The 20,796-nt window shown below is 58.9% G+C and carries 16 protein-coding genes and 1 tRNA gene; 6 read left to right on the top strand and 11 right to left on the bottom strand.

From position 1 onward, the window contains the following. Nucleotides 1–205: 205 nt before the first annotated feature. On the bottom strand, nucleotides 206–1,267 hold the full coding sequence (locus G5S35_RS14340; RefSeq protein ID WP_183038421.1) for an oxidoreductase: 1,062 nt from the start codon (nucleotides 1,265–1,267) through the stop codon (nucleotides 206–208). Nucleotides 1,268–1,628: 361 nt separating this feature from the next. Here G5S35_RS14340 and G5S35_RS14335 point away from each other — a divergent pair, with 361 nt between their 5' ends. Continuing rightward, nucleotides 1,629–3,719, top strand: coding sequence for a UvrD-helicase domain-containing protein (locus G5S35_RS14335; RefSeq protein ID WP_065061737.1), 2,091 nt, complete (start codon nucleotides 1,629–1,631; stop codon nucleotides 3,717–3,719). Between the two features lie 99 nt (nucleotides 3,720–3,818). On the opposite strand, the gene G5S35_RS14330 is transcribed toward G5S35_RS14335, so the two are convergent. Further along, a complete protein-coding gene (locus G5S35_RS14330) occupies nucleotides 3,819–4,724 on the bottom strand; it encodes a c-type cytochrome (protein WP_124262733.1) in 906 nt (301 codons plus the stop codon). Nucleotides 4,725–5,205: 481 nt separating this feature from the next. Here G5S35_RS14330 and G5S35_RS14325 point away from each other — a divergent pair. Continuing rightward, a tRNA-Arg gene (locus G5S35_RS14325) sits at nucleotides 5,206–5,281 on the top strand. Nucleotides 5,282–5,365: 84 nt separating this feature from the next. Here the strand turns inward: G5S35_RS14325 and G5S35_RS14320 are convergent. From G5S35_RS14320 to G5S35_RS14300, 5 genes are all read right to left on the bottom strand, one after another. Further along, complete coding sequence (locus G5S35_RS14320) at nucleotides 5,366–6,631, bottom strand: TniQ family protein (protein WP_237181301.1); 1,266 nt, start codon at nucleotides 6,629–6,631, stop codon at nucleotides 5,366–5,368. 155 nt (nucleotides 6,632–6,786) lie between these two features. Then, on the bottom strand, nucleotides 6,787–7,881 hold the full coding sequence (locus tag G5S35_RS14315; RefSeq protein WP_183038419.1) for an ATP-binding protein: 1,095 nt from the start codon (nucleotides 7,879–7,881) through the stop codon (nucleotides 6,787–6,789). Nucleotides 7,882–7,895: 14 nt separating this feature from the next. Next, nucleotides 7,896–10,778, bottom strand: coding sequence for a DDE-type integrase/transposase/recombinase (locus G5S35_RS14310; protein WP_237181300.1), 2,883 nt, complete (start codon nucleotides 10,776–10,778; stop codon nucleotides 7,896–7,898). A 13-nt stretch (nucleotides 10,779–10,791) separates the two neighbouring features. Continuing rightward, on the bottom strand, nucleotides 10,792–11,610 hold the full coding sequence (locus tag G5S35_RS14305) for a hypothetical protein (protein WP_183038417.1): 819 nt from the start codon (nucleotides 11,608–11,610) through the stop codon (nucleotides 10,792–10,794). 837 nt (nucleotides 11,611–12,447) lie between these two features. Beyond that, the gene (locus G5S35_RS14300; protein ID WP_183038416.1) at nucleotides 12,448–12,996 is read right to left on the bottom strand and encodes an HAD domain-containing protein; all 549 of its coding nucleotides are present in this window, start codon (nucleotides 12,994–12,996) and stop codon (nucleotides 12,448–12,450) included. An 816-nt stretch (nucleotides 12,997–13,812) separates the two neighbouring features. Between G5S35_RS14300 and G5S35_RS14295 the strand changes: the two genes are divergently transcribed. From G5S35_RS14295 to G5S35_RS14280, 4 genes are all read left to right on the top strand, one after another. Next, nucleotides 13,813–14,334 (top strand): DUF6471 domain-containing protein, encoded by a 522-nt coding sequence (locus tag G5S35_RS14295; protein ID WP_237181299.1) that lies wholly within the window; start codon nucleotides 13,813–13,815, stop codon nucleotides 14,332–14,334. A gap of 374 nt (nucleotides 14,335–14,708) precedes the next feature. After that, complete coding sequence (locus G5S35_RS14290) at nucleotides 14,709–15,044, top strand: hypothetical protein (RefSeq protein ID WP_183038414.1); 336 nt, start codon at nucleotides 14,709–14,711, stop codon at nucleotides 15,042–15,044. Continuing rightward, nucleotides 15,028–15,360, top strand: a complete 333-nt coding sequence (locus tag G5S35_RS14285) for a hypothetical protein (protein WP_183038413.1) — start codon at nucleotides 15,028–15,030, stop codon at nucleotides 15,358–15,360. The genes G5S35_RS14290 and G5S35_RS14285 overlap by 17 nt, the downstream gene beginning before the upstream one ends. Before the next feature lie 30 nt (nucleotides 15,361–15,390). Continuing rightward, nucleotides 15,391–16,014 (top strand): HAD domain-containing protein, encoded by a 624-nt coding sequence (locus G5S35_RS14280; RefSeq protein WP_183038412.1) that lies wholly within the window; start codon nucleotides 15,391–15,393, stop codon nucleotides 16,012–16,014. A gap of 74 nt (nucleotides 16,015–16,088) precedes the next feature. Here G5S35_RS14280 and G5S35_RS14275 read toward each other — a convergent pair whose 3' ends face one another. The 4 genes from G5S35_RS14275 to G5S35_RS14260 form a co-directional block, all read right to left on the bottom strand. Beyond that, on the bottom strand, nucleotides 16,089–17,291 hold the full coding sequence (locus G5S35_RS14275) for a hypothetical protein (protein WP_183038411.1): 1,203 nt from the start codon (nucleotides 17,289–17,291) through the stop codon (nucleotides 16,089–16,091). A gap of 483 nt (nucleotides 17,292–17,774) precedes the next feature. Continuing rightward, the gene (locus G5S35_RS14270) at nucleotides 17,775–18,548 is read right to left on the bottom strand and encodes a toll/interleukin-1 receptor domain-containing protein (RefSeq protein WP_183038410.1); all 774 of its coding nucleotides are present in this window, start codon (nucleotides 18,546–18,548) and stop codon (nucleotides 17,775–17,777) included. Nucleotides 18,549–18,628: 80 nt separating this feature from the next. Continuing rightward, nucleotides 18,629–20,068: an SIR2 family protein gene (locus tag G5S35_RS14265; protein WP_183038409.1), complete on the bottom strand. Its 1,440-nt coding sequence runs from the start codon at nucleotides 20,066–20,068 to the stop codon at nucleotides 18,629–18,631. Nucleotides 20,069–20,182: 114 nt separating this feature from the next. Beyond that, nucleotides 20,183–20,683, bottom strand: coding sequence for a TIR domain-containing protein (locus tag G5S35_RS14260; RefSeq protein ID WP_183038408.1), 501 nt, complete (start codon nucleotides 20,681–20,683; stop codon nucleotides 20,183–20,185). Nucleotides 20,684–20,796 lie beyond the last annotated feature (113 nt).

Genomic DNA, 20,796 nt, shown 5'->3' with positions numbered 1-20,796 from the left:
CCCTGCACCCCGGAAGATGCAGAACGTTATCGCTCTGTTTCTGGCGTTGTTCGTCGCAAACGCGTCGCGCGCGCCGTGCGATGACCGCACGGCGGCGCAGACTTGTAACCGTTTGTATGGACCTTTCAGACGCGTCGGCGGTTTGCAAGCCGCGCGGCCTCGCCGGGCAGTCGGTTCGCGCGAGGTTCGCGCGCTCAGCGCGCGCTCACTGAGCGCGCGTGAAGGCGATCGTGCGGCCTTCCTCGGCGCTGCGCATCGCCAGCTCGACGATCGTCATCACGTCGACGGCGTCCTGCGGACTCACCGGGAACGGCGTGCCCTCGCGGATCGCGGCGGCGAGCGCGCGGTACAGGTCGGCGTAATTGCCCGCGGCGTTGGGCACGTCGCGGTCGGACTCCTGGCCGTCGTCGGCCATGACGTGCAGTCGGCCCGCTTCGTTGCCGTCGCCGAAACCGGGCTGGCCGGGGCGCAGGCCCGCCTTCAGCTGGTCCTCCTGGGTATCGAGCCCGTTTTTCAGGTAGCTGCCGCGCGTGCCGTGAATCGCGAAACGCGGCGCGTACGCGGCCAGCGCGCTCGCGTGCAGCACGGCGTCGAGGCCGTCGTAGCGCAGCACGAGGTGCGCGTAGTCGGGCGCGCTGGCGTGGTCGCGGCGCGTGTGCACGAAGGCCGTGACCGACTCGGGCGCGCCGAACAGCGCGAGCGTCTGGTCGATCAGATGCGGCCCGAGGTCGTAGAGCAGGCCGCCGCCGCGCGTCGCGTCCTCGCGCCAGCGCTGGCGCACCTGCGGACGGAAGCGGTCGAAGTGCGATTCGTAATGCGTGACGCGGCCCAGCTCGCCGTTCGCGATCAGCTGCTTGACGGTGAGGAAGTCGCCGTCCCAGCGACGGTTGTGGAACGGCGCGAACACGAGGCCGCGCTGCTTCGCGATGGCCGCGAGCGTGCGCGCTTCCTCGGCGGTGAGCGTGACCGGTTTGTCGACGAGCACGTGCTTGCCGCGCTCCAGCGTGCGGCGCGCGAGTTCGTAGTGCGTGTCGTTGGGCGTGGCGATCACGACGCATTCGATCGCGTCGAGCGAGAGCAGCGCGTCGAGATCGGGGACGATTGCGGCGTCCGGATAGTCGGCCTGCGCACGCTCGGCCTGGCTCGTGGCGATGGCGGCAAGCGTGACGGGCAGATTCGCCATGCCGCTATGGGCGATCACGGGTGCATGGAAGGTCTGGCCGGCGAAGCCATAGCCCATCAGGCCGATTTGCAGCGGTGCTGTCATGTAAGCGCGTCCTCTTTCCAGCGTGGGAGCGGCACGGCGGGTAGCGATGCCGCGGGTGGCGGGAGCCCGTTATTGTGGCACGCACGACGGCGCGCGTGGCGGGGCGCTGCGGGGACGGATCGGCGTGCGGCTGGATCGGCTGGTCGACGCGGCGTGTCGTTGTGACACGACGCTGTGACCTGATGCGCGCGGGATGCGGCGTCGCGCCGTTAGCGGGGCGGCATCGGCGCGACACCGCATCGTGTTAACATCGCGGCTCTCGCGTGAAGGGCCGCCGCGCCATGAGCATCGTCTGCATCATGCGCAGGTCTTGCGCCGCACGCTACCCGGCAGTACCACCCGTTTTTCCAATCCAGCAACGATGTCCGCAGGCCTGAATCCCGCCCAGAACGAAGCGGTGCGCTATCTCGACGGTCCCTGTCTCGTGCTCGCCGGCGCGGGCAGCGGCAAGACGCGCGTCATTACGCAGAAGATCGCCCATCTGATCGAAGCGAAAGGCTTCGAGCCGCGCCATATCGCCGCCGTCACCTTCACCAACAAGGCCGCCGCCGAAATGCGCGAGCGCGTGGGCAAACTGCTCGAAGGCAAGACGCTCACGACGCCCGGCAAGGAAGGCCGCAAGGTGCCGGCGAACCAGTTGACCGTCTGTACGTTCCACTCGCTGGGCGTGCAGATCCTGCGCCAGGAAGCCGAGCATCTGGGACTCAAGCCCCAGTTCTCGATCATGGATTCGGACGACTGCTTCGCCATGATCCAGGAGCAGGTGGGCTCGACCGACAAGGGTTTCATCCGCAAGATCCAGTCGATCATCTCGCTCTGGAAGAACGGTCTCGTCATGCCCGAGCAGGCGCTCGCGACGGCGTCGAACGAGGACGAGCATCAGGCGGCCATCGTCTACCGCAACTACATGGCGACGCTGCACGCCTATCAGGCCGTCGATTTCGACGATCTGATCCGCCTGCCCGCCGAGCTGTTCGCGAAGAACGAGCCGGTGCGCGAGCGCTGGCAGAACAAGCTGCGCTATCTGCTGGTCGACGAATACCAGGACACCAACACTTGCCAGTACGAGCTGCTCAAGCTGCTGGCGGGCCCGCGCGCGGCGTTCACGGCCGTGGGCGACGACGACCAGGCGATCTACGGCTGGCGCGGCGCGACCATCGAAAATCTCGCGCAGCTCGGCAAGGATTATCCGAAGCTGCACGTGGTCAAGCTGGAGCAGAACTATCGCTCGACCGTGCGCATTCTCACGGCGGCGAACAACGTGATCGCCAATAACCCGAAGCTGTTCGAGAAGAAGCTCTGGTCCGAGCACGGCATGGGCGACACGATCACCGTCACGCCCTGCAACGACGAGGAGCACGAAGCCGAATCGGTCGTGTTCCGTCTCTCGGCGCACAAGTTCGAGCGCCGCGCGCAGTTCCGCGACTACGCCATTCTTTATCGCGGCAATTTCCAGGCGCGCATCTTCGAGCAGGTGCTGCGCCGCGAGCGCATTCCGTACGTGCTGTCGGGCGGGCAGTCGTTCTTCGACAAGGCCGAAATCAAGGACATCTGCGCGTATCTGCGTCTGATCGCCAATCACGACGACGATCCCGCGTTCATCCGCGCGATCACGACGCCGCGCCGCGGCGTGGGCAACACCACGCTCGAAGCGCTCGGCTCGTTCGCGGGGCAGGCGAAGGTGTCGCTGTTCGAAGCGGTGTACATGGGCGGCATCGAGGCGCGGCTGTCCGCGCGCCAGGTCGAGCCGATGCGCGTGTTCTGCGACTTCATGCAGCGCCTGGCCGAGCGAGCCGTGAAGGATCCGGCGACCGTCGTGCTCGACGAGCTGATGGACGCGATTCACTACGAGGCGTATCTCTACGACGCCTTCGACGAGCGCCAGGCGCAGTCGAAGTGGCAGAACGTGCTCGAATTCCTCGAGTGGCTCAAGCGCAAGGGCACCAAGCCCGAGCAGGAGATCGGCGAAGACAGCGAGGCGACGGGTTACGACAACACCGACGGTCTCGCCGACACCGGCAAGAATCTGATGGGCCTGATCCAGACCGTCGCGCTGATGTCGATGCTTGAAGGCAAGGAAGAGGACCCGGACGCGGTGCGCCTGTCGACCGTGCACGCGTCGAAGGGGCTGGAGTATCCGCACGTGTTCCTGGTGGGCGTCGAGGAAGGCATCATGCCGCATCGCGGCGGCTCGGAAGACGACATCGTCGACGATTCGCGCATCGAGGAAGAACGCCGCCTGATGTATGTGGCGATCACGCGCGCGCAGCGCAGCCTGCATCTGAACTGGTGCAAGAAGCGCAAGCGGGCGCGCGAGACGGTGGTGTGCGAGCCGTCGCGCTTCATCCCCGAAATGGGACTCGACGAAGCGCCGCCGCCGACCGCCGAGGAAGCGCCGATGTCGCCGAAAGACCGGCTCGCGAGTTTGAAGGCGCTGTTGCAGAAGGGCTGATCTGATCGCCCGCGCGCACGCGTCCGGCTGAAAGGGAAAGGGCCGCATCGAGTGTCGATGCGGCCCTTTGTTTTTGTTACGCAGTTTGCGGCGCGCGGCTTACTTCGCGGCGCTCACCATGTAATCGACGGCGGCCTTCACGTCGGCGTCCGAAGCGTTCGAGCCGCCCTTGGGCGGCATCGCGCCCTTGCCGTGCAGCGCGTAGTTGTAGACCGTGTCCATCGGGTCCTTGAGGCGCGGCGCCCAGTCGTCCTTGTTGCCGAACTTCGGCGCGCCCAGCACGCCCGCCGCGTGACACGCCTGGCAAACCTGCGTGTAGAGCGCCTTGCCGGCCTGCGAGGCGTCGGCGCTTTGCGTCGCGCCGCCTGCCGCAGGGTTGCCCGAAGCGGCCTGCGGGATCGCGGCGATGGCGGCCGCGGCGGCCTGGGCGGCGTTCGCATCGGCGCCCGATGCGGCCGGCGCTGCCGCTGCTGCGCCCGACGCCGCGTTCGCCGCGCCCGGCGCGGGCTTGGGCGGATCCTGGAAGTTCGCGCCGCCGTGATTGGCCATGTAGGCCACGGCGAGGCCGATTTCGTAGTCGCTGTAGTCGTCGGGGCTGGTGCCGCCGCGCGGCGGCATCGCGCCCTTGCCGGAGAGCGCGGTGTGCCAGAGCGTGTCGTAGCCCTGGGCGATGCGCGGCGCCCAGTCGCCCGCGTTGCCGAACTTCGGCGCGCCGGCCGCGCCGCTCGCGTGGCAGGCGGAACAGACGGCCTGGTAGACCTGCTCGCCGGTCTTGTAGACGCGCGGCGCGTTGGCGTCGCGGATCGACACCTGGGCGATCGGCGCGATGCGCGAGGCGACTTGCTGGGCGGAGAGTTCGTCGGTGCCCGCGCCGGTGCGCGTCGTGTTGTCGACGTAATAGGCGAGCAGAACGATGATGACGATAGGGACGGCAAACCCGGCGATGACAGCGGCGATCAACTGGCCGGGCGTTTTGATCGGGGCTCCGTGGGGTGCTTCGCTCATGCTTGTCTCGACTCCCGTTGGTATTGTGGTGAGCGGTACAGCAGGACGGCAACGGCCTTGCGAATGATCAAACAGGAACGATTATAGACGCAAGGTTTCGCGCCCGGTGGCGGTGCGCGGGGGCGCTTAAGCGGGCGTTTACCCGCATCGATGCGCTTGTCTTGCCTGCTTTACCGGGGGGGGGCGCGGTGGGGCGTTGGCCTTGGTACGCGGCTGCTGCTTAAAAAGCGTCGGATCATAGCGCATCGGGCGCGGGTGTCGTCGCATGGGTTTGCGCGTGTGGGTGCGTTTGCCTGGGGGTGCGCGTACACCGCTGCCGGCCCGGTCCCGGCGGCCCGCGCGCGGTGGACGTTGTCATCGAAACCGGGTATCCTCTCGGTCTCTACGGCGCTGCTATCCCCGTATTTTGCGGTCTGGCTGGCAGCGCTTTCGCACGAATGAGCCTGGGTGTTTCTCCTCCACGCCAGTTCGCGCGAGTCACGCGCCCGTAGCTCAATGGATAGAGTACTGCCCTCCGAAGGCAGGGGTTGCTGGTTCGATCCCAGCCGGGCGCGCCAGAATTTGCGTATCACGTCGGAGTAGCAGATCTGTGAATTTTCGCTACAGATGTCGTAAACGACACCTGTAGCTACCACGCTGCGTCAAAATTTAGATTGCTCGGTTTTTTGGTTCCAAATCGCGACGGGTCGCCGTTCTCCACCCGAGTTACTCATTCCAGTAGCAGCCAACGCGTTGCGGTGGGCGTTCTGGATGCGTCGAAATCTTCCGACCATCACTTTCCCTTCCAATCGCCCTAGCACGAGCCTCCGTGACGGATAAACGCCTGCTGCGCGAAGCGCGTTTGCCTCGCTCAAATACATCTCGTTGAATGCCTCGGTTGCCTCTCTGCGAACGGACTCAGCTCTCTCCCGACCAAGTCTGACCAACCGCTCGTGCTGCTCGGGGAAGTTTGCCCGCAAAAATTTCAACGAAATCCCTACTGCGGTTGCAGCTCCAGTTGCGTTCGTTGCGTCTCCGCTGCGAATCAACTCCTCAAGCTCGGCGCGCACGACGTCGTTCGCGCGCCGAGCACCGCTCACTCTGCGATTCGTCAGACGGCGACGTTGCTCGTCCGGCATGGGACGAAGCGAAAGCACCACCCTGTTTCCGAGCAGAATGTCAGCGATAGCACAGCCGCAGCAAAATGCGGTCTGCACTAGCCGCGTAAAGCTCATCTGTACGGTACCTTTCACCCATCCATGAGTTTGGGACTTATTGATGCCCAGATGAGCTGAAAAGCGCGCCGGGGAGCCTTCGAATAGGTGATTAATCGCATGTGTCAGAAAGACGGTTTGAGCTGAAGCCGAATAGCCCGCTTGGGAAAAAATGACAACGTCGTCAAGAAGTTCAGCTATGAGGCGAGACGTCTCAACGTCAAAGTCTGATGCGGGTTGCTGGATGGGCGATTCGCCGATTTTGTGCTGTGTCGTCGACCTCTGGGAGGTGCATCCGGTCTCGCTTCTGAAGACGCCGCGCCGCTGTTTCGCCTGAGGTTGGCCGACAAGTTGTAGCTGATGCAACGGGCACGCCTTTACCGCATCAATGGTCCATAGCAAACGGCCGTAGCAATCGCGTTTTCGCCTCACGTCCTCTTCGAAGCACTCAGGGCAAAAGCGCTCCCGTTCAACCTGCAGCACAAAATCGGACACTAGGCTTCTCAGCGGCAACAAGGTACAGAGCTGCAGATTGTCGCGACCGGTCAAATGGTTCAGGGTATAAGCCCAGTGACTCACTTGTTCAGTCAGGCCGGACACATTGAGGCGGTATGCCGCGCGACCAACGTCCCGACTCATCCTGTCACCGCTCACGTGAAGCAGTTCTTCTGCTGCCGGGCCGACGATTGTGTTGGTGAGCGTCCAGCGTGTCATCTCATAAGCCTCGCACAGACGAGTAAGGTAGCTCCCGAGGCTCTCGCGGTCTTCGCCTGAACACCCATAGGGTGCAAGGCTATAAAGTATCGACCGAGAAGGTGCATCCTCTGGCCAGCCGCCAGGCAATCTGCTCCGGAATGGAGATGTCATCGCTATAGCGCTCCCTGATTATTGCCATGGTTGGTTTGGCGTCTGCCCATGCCCGCGCGGCGCAATTTTGCCTTTTCGCTGACCTTCTTGGCGCCCAGGCGGGCGCGGATTTCTGCCTCGGTCGGATAAGCCATAGGCTCCGACGTTGATAAATATGGCTGGATATTGTCCTCGCCGGCCAGAGTTTCGGCCGCGATGGTTTCGTACTCAGCTTCGCTCGGCAGAGCATTCCAGACGTACTCATCTTTCCACGAGTGACTGCCGTCATAGGCGCAGTGTGTGACTGCCTCAATCAATGCGCCGGCCGCATAACCCGGCATACCGAGGTGGGCATAGAAAAGTTGCATTACATACTTCTTGAGGTCAACCGGGAACGGTAGGGGGATATGCTTTTCGAACTCTTTGATGAACTGGGTGAACGCGTCGAAGTCGTCCTGGTTGTCGCGGTACCTCTGAAAGTGAACCACGCCGTTGCGTCGTGCGATTTGGCCGCTGGCGTGAATAAGCTTTTCTGAGCCGTAGGCGCCCACCAGTAGCACGTTCATCCCGCTGCGATTTGCAAGACTCTTGAGAAGGTTCCCGTATTGAAGCGGCTCGGTTTTGGAGTCGGTGAAATGCACGGCCTCGTCCAAAATCAGGTGGCGGACGCCCCGGCAGCTCAACCCCTTCTCGAACCGCACCCGCAGATTCCGAACCTTGTATGCGTTGGCATTGTGTGGGCCGTCGCCCTGACGGTCCGGGCTCAGCAACTGAAGGTCTTCGGACAGGTGGTGATAGAACAACTGCCAGTTGAACTCTTTGCCATCCGCGGCGTCGACCTCGCTCAGGACAACTGGAATCACGCCTGGATTCTCGCGAATCTCGACCTCGTAGAGTTTGAGCAATGCCTCAGCCTGCAAAGCAGCGAACGTGGATTTACCTACGCCAGATGGCCCCGCTACGATTGTGAGTGACAGGCCCGCACAAGGGAGCATGAGTCGCTTAATCTCATCTATCACGTTCTTCAGATTCCGATGCATGAAGCGCAAGCTTTTCAGGTACGAACCTTTGTCCTCGGCACTTCCGTGCAACGCCTGCTCAAAGCTGATTGAGTTCATGGCTAGTTCCTGGACTAAACGGGACGGGACGTGGGAAGGCAGTCGTAATTCATGCTGAGGTGTCCATGCGCGGGCTTCGACACGGGGAGGCGCATGACGCTGTCGTCATCTGGCGGTCCGGCTTCAGCGGGGGTGGTGATGGGCAATTCGATGCTCGCGTCGTGCTGAGCGGCCGAATCATCCGAGATGAGCTGCGCTGAGCCATAGACCTGGCGAGTTGCGGCGGTAAGCGACGCTGCGTCAGGAAGGATGTGGTCACTGATGACCGCGTAGAGCACTCTCTCGAGGTTCTCATCGGGTTCACCATGCATCCGCAGCCGCACCTCATATATGACATACGCCCATTCAACGGACGTGAGCTTGCGGTACTTCATAAGCAACTTCGACTGACACCGGACCCACTTGCCATCGAGGAGCGCGTACACGATGCTGACGTCCCACATGTCGATGAGAATCTCGAGCTTTTGTGGCCGTACATCTCTGCTGGCAAACTCATCGGCCCAATACCACACGCCCGAGATACATACCCCCATGTTCTTGTTCAGCATGCGTGTTGAGCCTTTGGACGGCGGAATGCATGTCAGGATGTAAAAGTAGTCGTCGAAGGCAGTCAATCGGGCCAAACGACGCCCGGTGAGCGCGAAGCGAAGGTTCATGTATTCGACAGGTGAGTGGTCGTGCGCCGGATGAATTCGGAGGTTGTAATCGCGATAGAAATATTCCTCCAGCAGCGCATGCAATTCAGCGAAGCTCAGTAGCTCTGCGCGAAGCGGGTCAACAGACCGTGTCACCATTCTGACGTTCCGAAGGGCCTTCGTATTGCCGACCAAGTTATGGATGAGTTCGGTATTAGTGGTGCCGAAGAGTCGTTCCATGACACCACCGAACCTCGACTGGTGCGCCGGGCGGAATTGCAGGGTGATGTACAGCAGGTCGCAAAGTTTGTCGAACGCGACGGAGTGAAATTCCTTTCCATTGTCGACGACGATGACCGACGGGGTGCGCCGGAACATCTTCACCATAGCGCGAATCGCCATCATGCAGCTGACCGTGCTCGGCGCATGAATCGACAGATAAAAACCGAGTACCGCGCGGGTTTCTGCGTCCATGATTAGAGTGAGCCATGGCCGCTTTCGGAAAATTCTTCCGCCTTTGCCTCGAATAGCGACGAATACGTCGAGCTTTGTGTGGTCGATGTGCACGCGGTGAAACGGGCGGCCACCGTTTACCTTGTCCTCGAGATGGAGATACCAAGTCGCTGGTTCCTGGTTGTATGCAACTCTCCCACCTTCGCGCGCCTTCGTGTCGATGTATTTTCTTCTTCGCTCATAGAACGTTTTTCGCGAGACAAGGTCCACCTTGGCGTCGAGGCTCAGCTCCCGGTATTGCCGATATGACGCGCGTCCACCAGGATTTGTCCGATTGTTTCCCCATTCGGTCGCTGCTCGTATCAGGTCTATCTGGGCCAGCGACACTTGGCACCGCCCACCCGTTCGACGTTCCGGCGTCGCCGCTCTTCGTTGAGCGGGCAATGATTCCCCGGCCGCGCGCACTTTCTTGCGTATCCGCTGAATTTGCCTGGTCGAGAGATTGCATCGCACCTGCTTGCCAGCCTCAAGGTCCCGAACCATCAGGAAGCGGTTCTTTCCCTCGATGATTTGATAGTCGGTCAGCCCGTCAATCTGCGTCAGACGTTCGTCGGTCGAGGCCTGCGAGGAAAGCAGGATGATTTCGCGTTGGAACGTCGCGCGCTCAAACTCCGCGACCGGCATGAGGCCTGCGTTGTGCGACTGCTGGTCGAAATAATGTACGGAGTTCATGCTCACCAGCGACACCTCATAGACTTCTGGGCGGCCGTTGAGCATGAACTCCGTTCCTATTTCGACATCGAACGCAATCTTGTCGCTGACGGCTTTCGGAGCGGGCCGATTGAACTGAAGTGCGTCGAGTTGGGCTCGGGACTTGCACAGCACGACATCCTGTGGCTCGCCGAGGTCGTCGTATTCAAGGTCGACAAACAGACGCTGTTCTGCAATCGCCTTGTACACGTCGTCCACGAGAAAGGCGCTCGGCGGAGTCTCTACAAGGAGCGCTTCGTTCCAAGGCGTCCGCTCCGGATACGCATGTGTCAGAAGCAGGCCCAGGGTCATGGGGCAGGACGCGTTGGTGACCCGGTCAATTGACTGCCATGCGCTATCGCTCAACGGCGCGCACTTGTCGCTCAGGAAGTCGTCGAGAAATTCAAGATTGCTCACGAAGACGGCGCCGTTCTCGCTTGCTGACCGCAGGCAAAACGTGAGCCCCATCTTGCCGAAATATTTTTCGCGCTCGGGGCATCGCCATGTTCCGTCATCGTCTTTGAAGAATCGCCGCGGATACTTCTCGGCAAGCTTTTCGAGGTCTTTTTCGTTCTTCCACTCGTCAACGTAGGCCCCGTAAGGGGTTATCCGCAGAATGTCGGGCGTATAGGGTGTCGGGGCCTGATAGACGGTGAAAGTGCCGTCGCTCTGTTTCCTCTCGGTTTCGACGCTCAACCTAACTTGGGGCGGCTGACAGTAAAATTCTCGGGTCGTCCCGTCGAAGTCATAGCGTACGACGGCGCCGTATTCGGGCTTACGGCTTTCTGTCGCCAAACGTCTCTGCATCTTTCGCGAGCTGTAACGCGAGACGACGTTCCCAACGCGGGACTGTACCTTTCGAGACGGAGAGTTCGCGCGGGCGTTCCAGATGTACGCCTGTCCTTCTATAGGCGTTCCCCATCGCGTAAACTCCTGCCGAAGCTCTGCGTCCGTATATGGCGGTAGCGCCGTTCCGATGGGGCTATCGAGAGCCCAGCGGCTCTCCATGCGCTTCCATTCAGAGTCGATGGGGACAGTGGCGGGGATATTGAGAGGCATGGTTAGCTCCTGCCTAAACAAGCTCGCTGAATGAAGGGGGCGTCGGGAACCAGAGCTGTTGCAGCTTGTTTCGAGCGTCTCGGTAGCTCTGCGTGTTGCGGATTTCGGCTTCCTGATTGCGAGTAAAGCGTTCGTCATGCGGCGACCGGTCAGTAGTCGCCTCGGCTTGATATGGACGAAGATGCACGCGCAACTGCTGCCAGTCGCCCGGTATTGCGGTGACTAGCTTTATCTGCATCGCGGTGTGTCGACTGATTTTCAGCGTCGCAAGCGACCACACAAACCACGCGTTGATGGCCTCCTTTACCTCACGACGGGGCATAGAGGATAGAAGGCGCCGAATCCGTTGAAATTGCTGCTGAGATGAGACGAGTCGAAATTTGCTGTTAGGCTTAAAAACTTTGTCCCAAGTCGCAACAAGGTCGCCATCCTGTTTCCAGTCGGGTTGATTCACAACGTCAACGCCGACTATATTCAGTTCGTACACGGTTTCGTCGCGCACGACCAACAACTGCGCTTGTGCCCGTCGGGTAGAGTCTTTGGTCGCAGAGACGAAACGCGAAGTCGCAATCGACCGCGTATGGGGTTTGTTCAGCCCCGGAGAGCACAGCCGACGAATACTGTGCGGGCAATGCTCCGGCCACGCCCCAATACTGTCGTCAGGAACGCTCTCTGATGCCTTCTCGATTCGTGACCGTTCGGCGGTGTCGGCTTGAGGCTCATGTGAAGTCTCGTCGCAAAGCGGCGCTGTGCCTTTTGGGAAGCTGTCGAGCCCCGCGATGAGGGCTGACAGGTCACGCTCGAAGCTGGATGTGCTGACTTGCATCTTCATGACCTTCCTCAGCAGTTAAAGGTGAAAAAGCGGCCGGGCCCCTCGCCACAGTCTGTGAGCTGGTGGCGATAGACGTGCGTCTGCACTCGCCGGCAAACGATGTCGGCGGTCTGAATCGGTGCGGCTTATTGCGCGCTACCTAGAGGCCGCGGTCGGCAAAGCTCCAGACGGTCTGATAGCTGGGTCTGCCAGGCGCATTGAGTGGTAAGGGAGGGGTGCGGAAGGGGCCAAACGGAGGGGGGAGGGGATTGCGAGAACAGCGCGGAAGCGGTTGCGGAGAATTGGGGCGGGATTTCAGTCTCTTCCGAAGCGGCTGCCGGCAAGACGTTGAAGATTGCGGCCTGCGGTAGTTTGGCGGATTTGACTGGAGATGCTTGACGTTGGGGGTCATTTGCTGTCGATTCCACGTATGTTATAGACGTGAGGGAGCCTTGACACCCGGTAACCCCCGTGAGAGCATCACGAGTGCAAGGCGTGGACTCCTTCGGGAGTGCACCGGGGCCGCGGTTCAAGTTCGCTTGGGCTTTGCGGCCTCTTCTTTTTTGTGCGACAGAAAAGAAGCAAGACGGTCCGCATCGCCCATCGGGCAATTTTTCGCTAGGCAATGTTCGCGTCGAGAACCTCCTTGGCTTCTGCTGGGTGACATAAAATTGTATGTCGATGCCTGTTGCAAGAGAAGGGATTTTTTGCGGATTCATAGTGAACTGTGCGCACGTTAGCACGACTCAATCCAGCCCGCGCGTCACCACTCGAACGTATAACGAAAAACAAGAAAAGTGCTTTCGTATAGGGATATTTGCGCAAAACGCAAGCATAGTATTAGCGTGTTTCTCAACGCTAGGCGATGGTCTCGTAAAGAGTTTTTTCTCTCCTATATGATTCGAAGTCCTGAATTATTGAAGCTGAGTTTCCGGTCGATTTGAGGTGGCGTAATCGCCTCTCAATACTTCTTCGTGCGGCTCGACTTCCGAGACCTTCGGAGGGGTCCAGGAGTAAAAGATTGGGGTGGAGGTCACGACGATAGCGCGAGTGATTGTGGTCAAGAATCATCCTGGCTTGCGAGCTGCTCCGGGCAATGTGACATTCGGCTGCTTCGTGACGGCAGGGCATGGTCTCGTAGTTGTCAATGTGCTGAATGGTGCTGCCGATAACCCGAGAAGCGAGTGTCGCCGGAAGGAGGTCCTTGCAGGCATCGAGGCCGAGGTAGAAGGTCCACCACGTGTTGAGCACTATGGCGATGTCGTCGTAGTCGTCCAGCGCGCTCGCCAGAAATTTCGCATATTCGAGAGCGCTGTGGCCCGGTGTTAGTAACGAAGGTATGCACCCGTTCTCGTAGAAGACCTGGTCTGGGTGTAGGACACCATCGAAGTTGAGATAGATGTTCACGGTTGGTTCCTTGAGCCACGACCGTTCCCGGTAGCCGGTGCCTGCGCGCGTGGGTGGCCGATGAGCCTCCGAGGCAGCGCCCGGTTGAGAGGACGGTACCGTCGAAGTTAAACTAAGTGCGGAGATGCGCGCGATGCGGGGCACCGATTCCATCGCTCTCAGTTCCCGCATCGGGCATTAGCAAGTGCAGTATCTGGTCGGCGACAGCTGCTGGGGCCTTGGCTTGAATGGGGGCGACGTGGACGGCCACATCCAGATACTCATACGGTATGGCAAACGACGAAGCGTCGACTATAACCAGGTGGGCAGGGCAACGCCGTCTGATGTCAGCGCGTAACAGGTCGACACGGGACAGTATTGCGCCGTGCCTGTGCAGGCGATTGCCGGGCGAGGTCGCTCCGATGGTGAGTGCGGCTATCGAGTCCGGAAGCAGGTCGACGATAGTGCGGTAGCCGTAGTCGGAGACCATTCTTGAATTCAGCACGACTGCAAGTTCTTGTTGACCTGCAACCAGGCGGGAAATGGCCTCGAGAAGGGGCAGTGGTGTCGTGGGTGGCGTTTGATGCTGCCAGCGGTGATGTCGCGCGTTGGCGTACCGGCATTCGAAGAGGACGCCCTCGACTCCCAAATACAGTATCTGGACCATGGTCGAGTCTCTCAGGGGGCCGTTTGCGGCTGAAGGGTGCTGGCTGCATCCTGTGAGCCTTATGGCACGAGAGTTGGAGTAGCTCTTCGAGAACTGCTAATTTTTACTTTTATGAAAGAGCCTTGTGTGTTTCCACACAGAAAACATAGTTCAATTGCTACGGTTTGCAAGTGAAATCGCTCCCTCCCGTGGACGGTGCCTGGACCCGACTGGCTTCTCGCGCGATTCGGGTCATTCTCGCTCGCCAAGACATGAGCTACGCCGGCTTGTCCGACGAACTTGCAAAGCTCGGCGTCGCTGACTCGCCTAGGGCGGTCGAGGCTAAGGTAATCCGGGGGACTTTTCGCTTTACGTTCTTCCTGCAGGCGCTCGCCGCTTGCCAGGCGGAATGGCCGCATCAATGGGGAGAAGCGCGGTCATCATCTGATTCATGGGAGGCCCGCGCGGCCATGGTTTTCCTGACGGAGATGGCTGGTCAGCCATGGCTAAGCTGGACGATGCTCTCCAGCCGACTGCTGGAAATCGGCGCGGAAATCCCAGCCGACGTCTTGAGGCTACAAGTCGAAAGCGGGACATTCCCGACTTCGCTGTTTCTTCAGTGCGGGACCGTCTGCCGTTTCGACGGCATCAAGCGATTTCTCGACATTTCTTCGCTGAATCACGCCGCATTGATGGCCAGTCAGGATTTGTGACCCTGTCATCGAGCTATTTTTCTTGCTAATTTGCGCTGGCAATCTACACTGACATCGTGTGTGGAAACACACGCGAGAGCGAAGCAAACAAGTAAAAGACCTGAAGCCTTCGCTAAAGCTCAACTCGGCACATCTGCCTGAAAGCACCTTTGGGCGTAGTCGATAGTCGGCGACGCCGCGCTCGCGCGCTGGGACGTTGCCGTCAAACGAGCTACCGCCTCCGGAAGCCGTTCCCGATTGCCTGTCTGTACGCGAGGGTTACGGGCGTCATGCAGTTCCGAGGACAACCTAGACGTGCGAGTCGACGGAACGCTTTCGGACTGGTGCAAGGTGTGTCGCAGTCAGCGTCCTGGCCTTCCCCAATGGAGGCAATCATGGCTATTTGGAGCATCGGCCCGGTCGAATCTGAGCCGGAGGTTTCCATCGCAAGATGGAAAGTCATCGAAATCAACGCAGGTACCCGTCACTTCGTCGGACTAGACGAGCTGGACTTAACCGGTCGCGTTAGTTCCGCAATCGTCGCGTTCGACCACGCGCGGCTGTGTGGTCGCACTCAATCGGGCCGCGTCTACCGGCTTGTCGGTAATCCGGGGCAAGCGGACAACGCCGACTATGTCTGGCAGCAGTGGTGCCGCGTCAACGAAGTGACTTCGTTCTCGGACGTGACGAAGCAACTTCTCGGAGGTGCTGGCGATGACCGAGCAGGATGACATACCGGACGACTTCCCGCGCGGGGCTTTTTCCGCTGTCGTTTCTGGTCACGGTCCAAAGGTCTGCGCGCGACTCTCGGGAGAGGTATATCGCGCCGACCCGACGGAGGAGGAGCTCTACGAGCGCTGGGCCCTATGCGCAGACCTAGCGGAGCAACTCGTGGACGTAGCGAGAAAGGACTTGGTTGCGCATCCAGAACTGACATCGCTGCAGGTACTCGAACGCGTTGGCCGAGCGGTGAAGGCAAAGAACTGGGTCGCGTCCGACGAACTCGAGTGGCTTATCAGACATCTTCGAATGCGGCTCCGATGGTGAGCTGCGCAAATGCTTGGACGAGGTGACGCCATGATTGAAAGGGCTATAAACGTTACTTCTGGTACTTGTTTGGATGCGTCTATCGTACACATGGAAACGTATCGACAATTGCTTGCGGCCGCGTCGCCTGCCGCGACCGCAGCTTACGCACCGACGCTCTTCGTGGACTTCGACGGTACGCTTCATGTTGGACATGCCGCTATGAACGCGTGTGGCGAGATTGCGCTTGACACGGGCAGGCCTCTGTTTGAGTTTGCTCCATTGCTTGCTGACTTGCTCGAGCCCTATCCTGAGGTAGCGCTCGTGCTGACAACGTCTTGGCTGATGACACTTGATGAGAAGGAAGTGACGGCGCTCCTTCCGTGCGGGCTAGCGCGACGAGTCGTGGGTACAACGCGGGATATCAGACCTCGGCTTAGCTACCTGCTCAACGGAACGGCACGCACATATGTCATCACGAGTTATGCATACGGCGCGAGCCTGACAAAATGGCTCGCTATCGACGACTCCGTCTACGGAGCGGAAGGGTTTGGGCGCGAGCGGGGTGAGTTGGCACATCACTTCGTGCTGCTCGATTCGTCTCAAGGCTTGGGCGCCGCCGTGGCTCAGCAGCGTGTGAAGCGATGGCTCAGTCAGCTTCGACAGGATGAGTAGCGCTAGCCGGCACACCAGATATCATGTTGATGTGCCAGCGCGCCGATTACCAGCTATCGCAGTTTGTCCGCGTGTCAATTGTGCTTTGCGGTAGGCACTGCTTTCGACCGGTCTATTTCAGCAAGTGTCCCTGAATCTGATGAAGCTGGCTGAGGCTCCCGCGCGCCTTTCGAAAGGAGAAAGCCTGTGGTTGGTGGCTCGACAACCCGCACCTCTTCCTTGAGCGGGGTGATGCAGCCGGTCAGTGGCACGGCAGATTTCCCCGGCTTTCCACTGAGTGGTCCAAGTGCGCCAGGATAGGGGCTAGCAACATCATATGAGTCAACGCACAACAGTCTCACGTCGCCAAACTGGAAACGGATGGTCGCTGCAAGGAAGTAGCTGTCCTTTATAAACCGAAATCCAAGGGCCTGCCAGGCCGAGCGCTCATCGTGAGTCATCAGTTCAAATGTGCGGGGTTCCTTCTCAGCGATGCTCATGGCGCGCATGGTCAGCAGTGCAAGTGGCTCTGGCGAGACTCCAGTCATCAAGAGGACAAAAATCATCAGCGCAACCATTATCGCTGACGCACCGAGTGCCGCGAACCGCGAATCTCCCCAACTGCGCCTCGCGAGATACATGGTGCCGGGTACCAGGCTTGCCGGGAAAACAAGCAAGCCGACCAGCCAAGTTTGCCAACCATCTCCTGATAAGCCGTACATCTGAAAGAGATAGGAGAATGTGACGAAGGTGCTCAGAGTGACGATAGCGCTTGCGCATCCCCAGAGCGTACGTTTGACACTTTGCGAGGTGCGCAGCTTCCTGTCCACTCGTTCGGCGCTGGTCAGCATCTGGAAGCCGCGAGGGCTTCGCCAGGCGAGCACAAATAGCAGCACCGGAATGAGGAGCCCGCATGCGATTCCGGTCGTCCATTTCAGCCAAAGTGGCATTGCGCTGTCGAGCAGGTAACAGAGAAGGAGAAAAAATGCTCCCGACATGGAACCGGTCAACAACACGAAGCTCGCGGCCCCTAGCTTCGGGCGCTCGTCCTTGCCGTAGGTATTGGCTATCTGTGCGGCCAACAAAGAGGGACCGGCAAAGCTCGCGAGAATAGCGGCGCACAGGATGAGAGTCGCTTCGAGCAGTGCGAACAGGCCGGGAGCCGAGGTGACGGCAGGCAGAAACAGGTCGGTGCGGTGAATGGTCCTAAGGTATGTCAGAATTGCCAGCGCCGGGAGCACCAGCAGAAGTGCTGACATCTTGAGTACAAGGTCTAGCAGACCGTTGAAGACGGACATGGCCGTCTGTAATGGCAATTCCGACCGCTCTCGCGCGGGAGATGGCATCGCATCGTGGATAGTCTTTGATGAACTGACGGCGGTTTGCTTTTCTTTTTTGCCGGCCCGGTGGTCGTATTTGTCAATAGTTGTGATTCTTTCTCTCCGGTGACATGCGGCTTCGCCAAATGCCTAGTGATTTACGAGAAGACTTGCTCAAATCAAGCTATAACTTAGATTTGCGCCGATGTAACTCCGCGAGCTTGAACAGTTTTTGCGAGCAACTTTTGCGGCTCGGAAACACTTGACGGACAGGTCGCGGCGCGCTTTTTAAACCGGACGCGGCGTACACCGACCTGTTGCCGTACGCGGACGCGTGGCTTTTTCGGACCCGGCGTAAACAGAGGCCCACACCCGCGGACGCGCCGAGGGGAATACAGATGATTTGAAACGGGGCCGTTTTGGGCGACCATCAAGTGGCCCCGTTGAGCTCTCTCGTGACGCTTACATCATATACAAGTAGTCTAGCGCCTCCACTCCACGCTTTCCAATCGCTAACCACTGTTCGACCTCGTGAGGGAGCAGGCGTGTGAGGTGCTCGAGGTCCAAGTCATGGTAGAAGGCAGGCATGCTATCAAAGACCATTGCCTCGCTCTCCACCACCGCTTTGCGGCGCACCTCAATCTTTCGTTCGAGCTTTTGTTGACGGATGACCTTGGTCGCCAACACTTCAGCATAAATCCAGGGAGACGCCGTTTGCGACTCTTGCGTTAGTGCCGTGCCCGTGACCATCGATTGCGGCGTATTGAGAAAAATCACGCATTCGGTACGGTCAATCATTTTCGTCAGGGCACCCTGCAGCATCATGTGCACGTGACTCGTGGACCGATTCCTCTTGTCATAGTCATACACGTCTCCCGAGGGGCGCAAGCAAAACTCGTTGTCGATTTCCTTTAACAACTCGTCGGCGTTTCCCCAGACACAAGAGTCGATAAAGCATCGCAGACCGAGCTTGTGTTCAAGTGCTGCACCGATTGCCATAGCCAACGGCTCGTCGGCATGGGAATGCGAGATGAAGACATCGGCTTTCACGGCCTCAAACCAATCCTGCTGAAGCCGTCTCGCATCAACTGCACCATTTTTAAGATAACCCGAAATGCTGCTCCTCGCGTTGCGCTTCCTGGTTCGAAATTGTTCAGAGAGAGCACCATACTGTGTCAGCAGGCGACCGCTCAAGCCCGACGTCTCACTGAACTTTAGGTTGAATCCTTTGTACATGAGTAAGTCTTTTCTTCTTTGTGTTTTCGGAGAGAAGCGTTCTTGCGCCTCGGTATTGTCGTCATCCCCGACATCGGGCTTTAGTGTTTGCTTAGAACATCGAGCGCGTTAGAAATTTTGTCGAGCAGCTCCTGAGGCTTTGCCACATCCTCCTGCAGTCGACGGAAGGCTTCTTTAAATTCAACTCTTTCCATGCCGCTTTCGACGCCCGGGCCAATTTCCTCCGCCAGGGACTTGGCGGAATACCCGGTGGCTCCCACCGGCAACGTGACCAAATCCAGTGATTGGGCGATTCGGAACTCCTTCTCCACCCCATCCGCAGGGACGATTTTGCCGTCCACCCGCTTGTTTCCGAAAAGAAAGAGGGCAATTCCGGCCTGTGAAATTAGGTCGGTTCTGTACTCATGCCAAAGAGCGTCACGCTTGCCTTGGTCAGCTATTGCGCGCGGAAATGGGCGTACGACCAGGTGGTCCTGAATATGGCCCAGGCGTTGAGCATAGATTTGTTCGATTGCGCCGGAGAGCAGCTCGTTGCTGATACCCCAGCCGAAGCCAGAGACCAAGCGGTACCCCTTCTGCACGACAATCTTGCCGAGGCTAAACAAGAACTCACTCACATCTTGTGCGCTCCAACCATTGATTTCATCGGCGCTGCCAGATATGAAGATAGTCTTACGTCGATAAGCTCTGTCGATTCGTCTCAGTATGTTCGTGATGTCCGGGTAATCGTCCACAAGCAGTGTCCGAACATTGAAGCGTTTCAAGTCTTCAATGAGGTGACGCTGCTTATGCTGCTTGTACTCAATGTCTGCCTGTGAGTCGCCTAGCTCGGGAGTTACCTTTTTGAAGATGCAGTAGTGCTGACGGCCGTGCTGCCTGAAGGTGATGCGGATTCTGGAAAGGATGTAGTCCAGATTTGGGTCCTTGAAACTAAACCCCAAGAACAAAAAGGTCTTAGAAACCAGCTCGCCGGTCAGTGTATTGACGAATGCACCGCGGTCGAGAGAATAGCGCTCGTAGTCATCTTTAGTGAGCACGGCCTCATCAGCATGGTCAACGTCGCCATGCATCTTGTACACGACGGCATCCCGGCGAGGCTTCGTATTGGCAAGTTGCGGAACGCGAAATTTGACGTCGACAATCTTACCGGCACCCTCCAGAGCCTTCTCAATGAGTCTGTCGTAGTTCGTCGTCCAATAAGTCGATATTGGTAGTCTGGCGAGCAGTTTGTGATTCTCCGGCGGACTTATGTGTGTCGGAAACTCTTCAATGAGTCTACGAGACAGCCCATTCCGGTTCTGCCCATTGTCGTTGACATGGTACTGAGCAAGGGCGACCAAATGGTCGGCTTCCATCTTGGCGTCCAGACCGAGCTGCTTCGCTAGCGGCTCCAGCAACTTCACCCAATCAACAAAACCTGCGGTCGCCGACATTCCTGCACCGAGGAATACCGCTGCTGTTTCCTCGTGAAGCTCCTTCACATATTCATTTATGAAAGCATCCAAATCGTTTGTCGACATTGACTGTATCTCTTGTTTTTGCTCAGACTTCCAGGAATCCGAGTGCGGGCTCGATGCATTGAGTCTCGCACTCGTCCAACGTATGCGGTGGATTCGGCGTGACGAAATGCTCGACTACTTATAGTTCTTGCGAATGGTGATGGCCTCCTCCACCATTGCCCCTATGTGGTCCGCAATCCAGTTATATCGCGCCTTGCTATCGGCTCCCGACGGGTTGTAGCACTTGGCGACCTCGGATAGCTTCTTCGTCCCGTTCGCGAGGGTGATGAATTCGAGGGGATTGGCGCCCTGCAAGGCAGTGTCGCCGTCGAAATTCACCAGCCCATGGATGCGAATTGCGACTACCCCGAGACCATCGTTCCACGCTTTGATAATCTCGTGGTTAATCCACTTTCGGTTCGCCGTTTTCTCGCCAACGAGCAGCACCAGGCACGTCTTGCCCTCCATCTGGTCGCTAATCCAGTTCTCGATTGCCTTGTCTCCGCCGCCAACAACCTTTTCCCAGTCATTGTCCTTGGCAGGTTCATTGCCTTCGATTACCCCGATGTTTCGAACTCGCGCTGCACGAACGCTATCCGGTTTATAGTGAAAACTGAAAAAGCATTTTCGAGCCATTTGTTTCTCCTTGTTGTAAGCCGTGGCAGCGCCTTAGGCCCTGTGGGTGCTGTTCTGACGCTGAGTTATTTGAACCAAGCGACCGTTGCCGTATCTCTAACCGATTTTGAGAG

Source organism: Paraburkholderia tropica, assembly GCF_014171495.1.
GTDB classification, from domain to species: domain Bacteria; phylum Pseudomonadota; class Gammaproteobacteria; order Burkholderiales; family Burkholderiaceae; genus Paraburkholderia; species Paraburkholderia tropica.
The sequence above is the reverse complement of the archived record's forward strand: the minus strand, read 5'-3'. Positions and strand labels throughout refer to the sequence as shown.

What these genes read in the sequence shown, in the direction of transcription:
- G5S35_RS14340 (WP_183038421.1), bottom strand. Translation starts at nt 1,267, where the DNA reads ATGACAGCACCGCTGCAAATCGGCCTGATGGGCTATGGCTTCGCCGGC.
- G5S35_RS14335 (WP_065061737.1), top strand. Translation starts at nt 1,629, where the DNA reads ATGTCCGCAGGCCTGAATCCCGCCCAGAACGAAGCGGTGCGCTATCTC.
- G5S35_RS14330 (WP_124262733.1), bottom strand. Translation starts at nt 4,724, where the DNA reads ATGAGCGAAGCACCCCACGGAGCCCCGATCAAAACGCCCGGCCAGTTG.
- G5S35_RS14320 (WP_237181301.1), bottom strand. Translation starts at nt 6,631, where the DNA reads ATGACACGCTGGACGCTCACCAACACAATCGTCGGCCCGGCAGCAGAA.
- G5S35_RS14315 (WP_183038419.1), bottom strand. Translation starts at nt 7,881, where the DNA reads ATGAACTCAATCAGCTTTGAGCAGGCGTTGCACGGAAGTGCCGAGGAC.
- G5S35_RS14310 (WP_237181300.1), bottom strand. Translation starts at nt 10,778, where the DNA reads ATGCCTCTCAATATCCCCGCCACTGTCCCCATCGACTCTGAATGGAAG.
- G5S35_RS14305 (WP_183038417.1), bottom strand. Translation starts at nt 11,610, where the DNA reads ATGAAGATGCAAGTCAGCACATCCAGCTTCGAGCGTGACCTGTCAGCC.
- G5S35_RS14290 (WP_183038414.1), top strand. Translation starts at nt 14,709, where the DNA reads ATGGCTATTTGGAGCATCGGCCCGGTCGAATCTGAGCCGGAGGTTTCC.
- G5S35_RS14285 (WP_183038413.1), top strand. Translation starts at nt 15,028, where the DNA reads ATGACCGAGCAGGATGACATACCGGACGACTTCCCGCGCGGGGCTTTT.
- G5S35_RS14280 (WP_183038412.1), top strand. Translation starts at nt 15,391, where the DNA reads ATGATTGAAAGGGCTATAAACGTTACTTCTGGTACTTGTTTGGATGCG.
- G5S35_RS14275 (WP_183038411.1), bottom strand. Translation starts at nt 17,291, where the DNA reads ATGTCCGTCTTCAACGGTCTGCTAGACCTTGTACTCAAGATGTCAGCA.
- G5S35_RS14270 (WP_183038410.1), bottom strand. Translation starts at nt 18,548, where the DNA reads ATGTACAAAGGATTCAACCTAAAGTTCAGTGAGACGTCGGGCTTGAGC.
- G5S35_RS14265 (WP_183038409.1), bottom strand. Translation starts at nt 20,068, where the DNA reads ATGTCGACAAACGATTTGGATGCTTTCATAAATGAATATGTGAAGGAG.
- G5S35_RS14260 (WP_183038408.1), bottom strand. Translation starts at nt 20,683, where the DNA reads ATGGCTCGAAAATGCTTTTTCAGTTTTCACTATAAACCGGATAGCGTT.